Annotated in this window: 1 protein-coding gene; it reads left to right on the forward strand. The window is 68.9% G+C overall.

What is annotated here, in order from left to right; genetic code table 11:
* Window positions 1–41 precede the first annotated feature (41 nt).
* The coding region (locus ACFVT1_RS40790; RefSeq protein WP_389805809.1) for an SDR family NAD(P)-dependent oxidoreductase at window positions 42–7,182 on the forward strand (7,141 nt) is incomplete at its 3' end.

Consider the following 7,182-nt stretch of genomic DNA (forward strand, 5'->3'; position numbering starts at 1 on the left):
TGCGTGGGGTCTGGCGGGATGGTGGGGCGACGTATGCGGAGGTGGAGTTGCCGGCGGGGACGGATCCCGCAGGACACACACTGCATCCGGCGCTCATCGACTCCAGTCTCCACGCCATGGCACTGGGTGGCCTGGTCGAGGACGCGGCCGACGGACTGGCCCGTCTCCCGTTCAGCTGGAGCGGTGTACGGCTGACCGCCACGGGGGCCACCAGCCTCCGCGCGGTCCTGAAGTCGAAGGGACCGGACCGCTTGAGCATCGCGTACTACGACTCGACCGGGGCACCCGTCGGCTCTGTCGACTCCCTTGTTCTGCGCTCGGTCTCGCACGAGGCGCTCGGCGGCAGTGGCAATGAGCTTCGGCGCTCCCTCTACCAGGTGGACTGGACGCCCCTCGATGCGGGCCCGGCCGCGCCTGCCGGCTCATCCGAGCCCTTCGACGGTGTCAAGACCTCGGCCACGACGGTGCTGCTCGGCAGCGGCGACCCTCGTTTTCCCGGAATCCCCGCATACACCGGTCTGCCCGCGCTCGCCGCAGCCGTCGAGCAGGGTGCGCCGGTGCCCGATGCCGTGGTGTGGGCGATGAGCGCCCAGGGCGACCCGGTCACCGCGACGCACGATGCGGTACGGGAGGCCGCCGACCTGGCACGTGCATGGCTGGAGCTGGAGACGCTCGTGTCATCGCGCCTGGTCGTGCTCACCCATGGCGCCCTGGCCGCCCGGAGCGGGGAACACATCACAGGGCTGGCCGAAGCCGCCGTATGGGGCCTCTTCCGCTCCGCCCAGCATGAGCACCCCGATCGGTTCGTACTCCTCGATGCGGACATTCCTGCCCATGCGGCCCCGGGATCACCGTCCGCCGCTCCCACGTCCATGCCTTCCCCGCCCACCTCCACCTCCCCCTCCATCTCCCCCTCCGCTCCCGCCTCCATCTCAGCCTCGACCTCCGCCTCCGACTCCATCTCCGCCTCCACCTCTCCGTCCCTCCCCGTCGCGCTCTCTCGCGCTCTCGTCTCCGGCGAGGGCCAGCTGGCGCTGCGCGGCGACGCCCTGCTCGTCCCGCGCATCGCCAGGGCCGATGCGACCCCCGCGCTCACCAGGCCGACGACGCCCTGGCGGCTGGATGTGACCGAAAAGGGAACGCTGGACAACCTGGCGCCGGTCGAACACCCCGAGGCCGCACGGCCACTCGCCACCGGTGAGGTCAGAGTCGAGATACGTGCGGCCGCGCTGAACTTCCGCGATGTGCTGATCGCGCTCGGCATGTACCCGGGTGAGGCGATGCTCGGCAGCGAGGGTGCGGGTGTGGTCACCGAAGTGGGCTCAGGTGTTGTCGACCTGGTTCCCGGCCAGCGTGTGATGGGGCTCTTCGAAGGAGCGATCGGCCCTGTCGCCGTCGCCGACCGACGGTTGCTGGCCCCCATGCCCGAAGGCTGGACTTTCGCCGAGGGCGCCGCCACACCGATCGTCTTCATGACCGCCTATCACGCCCTCACCGACCTCAGCAGCCTGCAAGCAGGCGAGTCCGTGCTGGTCCACGCCGCCGCGGGCGGTGTCGGGATGGCGGCCGTACAACTCGCCCACCATCTCGGTGCCGAGGTCTTTGGCACGGCCGGAACCGGCAAGTGGGACACGCTGCGCACGCTCGGCCTCGACGACCGGCACATCGCCTCGTCGCGGACACTCGACTTCGAGAGCGAGTTCCTTTCCAGGACCGACGGCCGGGGGATGGACGTCGTACTCGACTCCCTGGCCGGTGAGTTCGTGGATGCCTCGTTGCGGCTGCTGCCGCGCGGTGGCCGGTTCCTGGAAATGGGCAAGACCGACATCCGCGATGCCGATGAGGTCGGTGCCACCCATCCCGGGGTCTCCTATCGCGCGTTCGACCTGATGGACGCGGGCCACGACCGCATCCAGGAGATGCTGGTGGCGCTGCTGGAGCTTTTCGCCTCCGGTGCGCTCCGGCCGCTGCCGGTCACCTCGTGGGAGGTCGGCAGGGCCGTCGAGGCGTTCCGGTTCCTGGGACAGGCCAAGCACGTCGGCAAGGTGGTACTGACCATGCCGCCGGCCCCGACCTCCCAGGGCACCGTTCTGATCACCGGCGCCACCGGTGCCATCGGCCGAATCGTGGCGCGGAGATACGTCACCGAATACGGTGCACGCAACCTGCTGCTGGTCAGTCGCAGCGGACCGGCGGCTGAAGGCGCCGCCGAACTGGAAGCAGAGCTGACGGCGCTCGGTGCCACCGTCACCATCACCGCATGCGACACGTCCGACCGCGCGTCGCTGGCCGCGCTTCTCGCGGAGATCCCCGTCGGGCAGCCCTTGAGCGCGGTCGTGCACGCAGCAGGAGTCATCGACGACGGCGTATTGACGTCGCTGACCGCCGAACAGATCGCGACCGTTCTCCGGCCCAAGATCGACGCCGCCTGGCACCTCCACGAACTCACCCTGGACCACGCCCCGGCGGAGTTCGTCCTCTTCTCCTCGGTCGCGGGCGTCATCGGCAACCCGGGGCAGGCCAACTACGCGGCCGCGAACAGCTTCCTGGACGCCCTCGCCCAGTACCGCCATGCCCAGGGTCTGCCCGCGCATTCGATTGCCTGGGGAGTGTGGGACACCAGTGACGGAATGGCAGAGGCGCATGCTCGCCGCCGAGCCGACCGTTCCGGAATTCAGCCGCTTCCGGTTGAAGCCGGCGGCGAACTCATCGACGGACTGAGGACGTTGGGCAGGCCGTTCGTGATGGCGGCCAGGCTCGACCAGGCCGCTCTGCGCGACAGGGCCGCCGCCGGAAATCTGCCGTCGATCCTGAGCGGACTCGTCCGCACCACCACCCGCCGCACCGTGGGCGCCGACACCGGAGACTCGGCACTCGGCCGGCGGCTGGCCCAGCTCTCCACCGCCGACGGTGACCAACTGCTCCTGGACCTCGTCCGGTCCGAAGTGGCCGCGGTTCTCGGTCACGCGACACCGGACGGTATCGAGCCCACCCGCCCCTTCGGCGAGATCGGTCTCGACTCGCTGACGGCAGTCGAGCTGCGCAACCGGCTCAACACCGCCACCGGCGTCCGGCTCCCTGCCACCCTGGTCTTCGACTACCCGACCCCTGCCGCACTCGTGCCCTTCCTGCGCGGCGAGCTCGGCACCGAATCGGCGGACCACAGCATTCCCGCCGCCGTGTCGGTGGGTTCTTCGGTTGAGGGTGAGGAGCCGATTGCGATTGTGGGGATGGCGTGCCGGTATCCGGGTGGGGTGGGTTCGCCGGAGGATTTGTGGCGGTTGGTTGCTGAGGGGACGGATGCGATTGGTGATTTTCCGGTGAATCGGGGGTGGCGTACGGAGGGGTTGTACGACCCGGATCCCGATGTGGTGGGGACGACGTATGCGCGCGGTGGTGGGTTTCTGCATGACGCGGATGAGTTCGATCCGGCGTTCTTCGGGTTGAGTCCGCGGGAGGCGTTGGCGACGGATCCGCAGCAGCGGTTGTTGCTGGAGACGGCGTGGGAGGCGGTGGAGCGGGCCGGTATCGACCCCACCACGCTGCGCGGGACCGCGACCGGAGTCTTCGCCGGAGTCATCGCCGGTGACTACGCCTCACGGCTGCGGAACGTCCCGGACGGCTTCGAGGGATACCTGTCCACCGGGAACACGACCAGTGTGGCGTCGGGGCGTATTTCGTACACGTTCGGGTTCGAGGGTCCGGCGGTGACGGTGGATACGGCGTGTTCGTCGTCTTTGGTGGCGGTGCATCTGGCTGCGCAGGCGTTGCGGAGTGGTGAGTGTTCGTTGGCGTTGGCGGGTGGTGTGACGGTGATGGCGACGCCGAACACGTTTGTGGAGTTCAGTCGTCAGCGGGGTCTGTCTCCGGATGGTCGGTGCAAGGCGTTTTCGGCGGATGCGGATGGTACGGGGTGGGGTGAGGGTGCGGGGACGTTGTTGTTGGAGCGGTTGTCGGATGCGCGGGCCAATGGTCATCGGGTGTTGGCGTTGGTGCGGGGTTCGGCGGTGAATCAGGATGGTGCGTCGAATGGTCTGACGGCGCCGAACGGTCCGTCGCAGCAGCGGGTGATCCGGCAGGCATTGGCGAACGCGCGGCTGTCTCCTGCCGATGTGGATGTGGTCGAGGCCCATGGCACGGGAACACGTCTCGGTGATCCGATCGAGGCCCAGGCCCTGATGGCCACCTACGGACAGGAGCGGGAGTCCGACAGGCCGTTGTGGCTGGGTTCCGTGAAGTCGAACATCGGTCATACGCTCGCGGCCGCAGGTGTTGCGGGGATCATCAAGATGGTCGAGTCGTTGAGGGAGGGGCGGCTGGCGCGGACGTTGCACGCGGACGAGCCGTCGCCGCACATCGACTGGTCTGCGGGTGCGGTGTCGTTGCTGACGGAGGCGCAGGAGTGGCCGCGCAACGGCAGGACTCGTCGTGCGGGTGTGTCGTCGTTCGGGATCAGCGGGACGAACGCGCACGTGATCCTCGAAGAGGCCCCCGCCGAAGAAGCCCCTGCTGAAGAGGCATCTGCCGGAGACACGCTTGCCGGAGACGCGTTTGCCGGAGAGGCCCCGGTCGAAGAAGCACCTGGCGGAGACGCAGTTGCCGAGGAAACCCCGGTCGAAGAGGCCCCGGTCGGGGACGCGGTCGGAGTGCCGCTGGATGAGGGATCTGAGACTGCGGAGAGTTCTGTTCCGTCGGTGTGGGTGCTGTCGGGGCACACTCCTGGTGCGTTGCGGGCGCAGGCCGCGCGGCTCGCGGAGCACGTGGAAGCCCACCCCCGGCTCACCCCCACCGACATCGGCCACTCCCTCGCCAACAGCCGGACTCTGCTGGAGCACCGCGCCGTCGTGATCGGCGAGAACCGCGGCGAATACCTCGACGGGCTTGCGGCACTCGCATGCGCCGAATCGGCCCCGAACGTCGTCGTGGGCGACGCACCCCGACCTGCCCGGCCGGTGTTCGTGTTTCCGGGTCAGGGGTCGCAGTGGGTGGGTATGGCGGTGGGTTTGTTGGGGGAGTCGGAGGTGTTTGCTGCTGAGGTGGGTCGGTGTGGTGAGGTGCTTTCGCGGTATGTGGATTGGTCGTTGGAGGATGTGTTGTGGGGGCGGCCGGGTGCTGTGTCGTTGGATCGGGTGGATGTGGTGCAGCCGGTTCTGTTTTCGGTGATGGTGTCGTTGGCGGCGTTGTGGCGGTCGGTGGGTGTGTGTCCGTCGGCTGTGGTGGGGCATTCGCAGGGTGAGATCGCGGCTGCGTATGTGGCGGGTGCGTTGAGTCTGGATGACGCGGTCCGTGTGGTGGCGTTGCGGAGCCGGGCTTTGGGGGCGCTTGCGGGGCGGGGTGGGATGCTTTCGGTGGCGTTGGGTACGGAGGAGGTGCGTGAGCGGCTGGTGTCTTTCGGGGACCGTGCGACGGTCGCGGCGGTCAATGGTCCTCTGTCCACGGTCATTGCGGGTGAGCCGGGTGCGCTGGACGATTTCGCGGCCCGGTGTGCGGTGGACGAGGTACGGACCCGGCGGATTCCGGTGGATTATGCCTCGCACTCGCCGCAGGTCGAGGCGATCCGTGAGGAACTGCTCGGGCTGCTGGCCGGTATCACGCCCGGTGAGCCGGACGTGCCGTTCTACTCGACCCTCACCGGCGGGCTTCTGCCCGCGGGCCGGCTGCTGGATGCCGACTACTGGTACGACAACCTCCGTCACACCGTTCGCTTCGAACAGACCACCCGCAGCCTCATCAGCGCTGATCACCACCTGTTCATCGAGGTCAGCCCCCATCCCGGACTCACCGTCGGCATCCAGGAGACCATCGAGGACGCCGGAGCTCCCGGCACCGCACTGGGCACCCTGCGCCGCGACGACGGCGGACGCCGCCGTTTTCTCACCGCCCTCGGCGGAGCCCACGCCGCAGGCGCCCCCGTCGACTGGAGCCAGGTGCTCGGGAACCCGGCCGGCCGGTACGTCGACCTGCCCACGTACGCGTTCCAGCGCGACCGATACTGGCTGGAGGAGAGTGCCGAGGGACCGGCCGATGCGGCAGGACTCGGCCTGGAGGCGGCCAACCACTCGCTGCTCGGCGCGGCCGTCGCACTTGCCGACGGGGACGGGGCTGTCCTGACCGGCAGGATCTCGCTCCAGTCGCACCCGTGGCTGGCCGACCACGCCGTCGGCGAGACCGTACTGATGCCGGGCACGGGCTATGTCGAGATGGCGATCCGGGCCGGCGACCACGTCGGCTGCGGACGCATCGGTGAGCTCACGCTGCGCAGCCCGCTGGTCGTCCCACAGTCCGGAAGCGTGACCATCCAGATATCCGTCGGGCCCCCCGACGGCGCCGGGCACCGGACCTTCTCCGTGCACGCGCGGCGGGAACACCACGACAGCACAGCGAACGCCGAATCGGACTGGACCTGCCACGCGACGGGAACGCTCACCGCCGGTGCACCCTCGCCCGGCGCGTCCACGATCACAGGCCCGGCCGTCTGGCCGCCGGAAGGTGCCGTCTCCCTCCCCGTCGACGGGCGATACGCCGAACTCGCCGAACTGGGCTACAACTACGGTCCCGTCTTCCAGGGCCTCACGGCGGCCTGGCGACTCGGCGAGACCGTCTACGCGGAGGTCGGACTGCCGGAAGGCACGGACAACACCCGCTTCGGTCTGCATCCCGCGCTGCTCGATGCCGCACTGCACACCATTGCGCTGAGCGGCATCGCGCAGACGGTGGCGGAGCCCGGCCACGTGCTACTGCCCTTCTCCTGGGAGGGTGTGAGCCTCCACGCCACCGGTGCGCGCACGCTCAGGGTGCGTATGGAACGCGCCGGCAGCGATGCCGTGGCCCTCCAGCTCACCGCACCGACCGGCGAACCGGTGGCCTCGGTCGATGCCTTGTCGCTGCGTTCGGTTCCGGTCGCACAGTTCGACGTCGCCGACGGCCGACAGAACTCACTGTTCCGTATCAACTGGGTCGAGGTGCCCACCTCCGGCGCAGCAGCCACGGACACACAGGAGAACTCCGCGTTCGAGCTGTACCACTCCGAGGGGCACACCGTCGTCGAGGTCCTGGACCACGTGCGTGGGTGGTTGTTGGGTGTGGATGGGGGTGGTGTGGGTCGGTTGGTGGTGGTGACGCGGGGTGCGGTTGCTGCTGGTGGTGATGGTGATGTGGTGGATGTGGTGGGTGCGGGTGTGT

Origin of the sequence: Streptomyces sp. NPDC057963 (assembly GCF_042887155.1) — a bacterium.
In the GTDB taxonomy this organism is placed as follows: Bacteria; Actinomycetota; Actinomycetes; order Streptomycetales; family Streptomycetaceae; genus Streptomyces.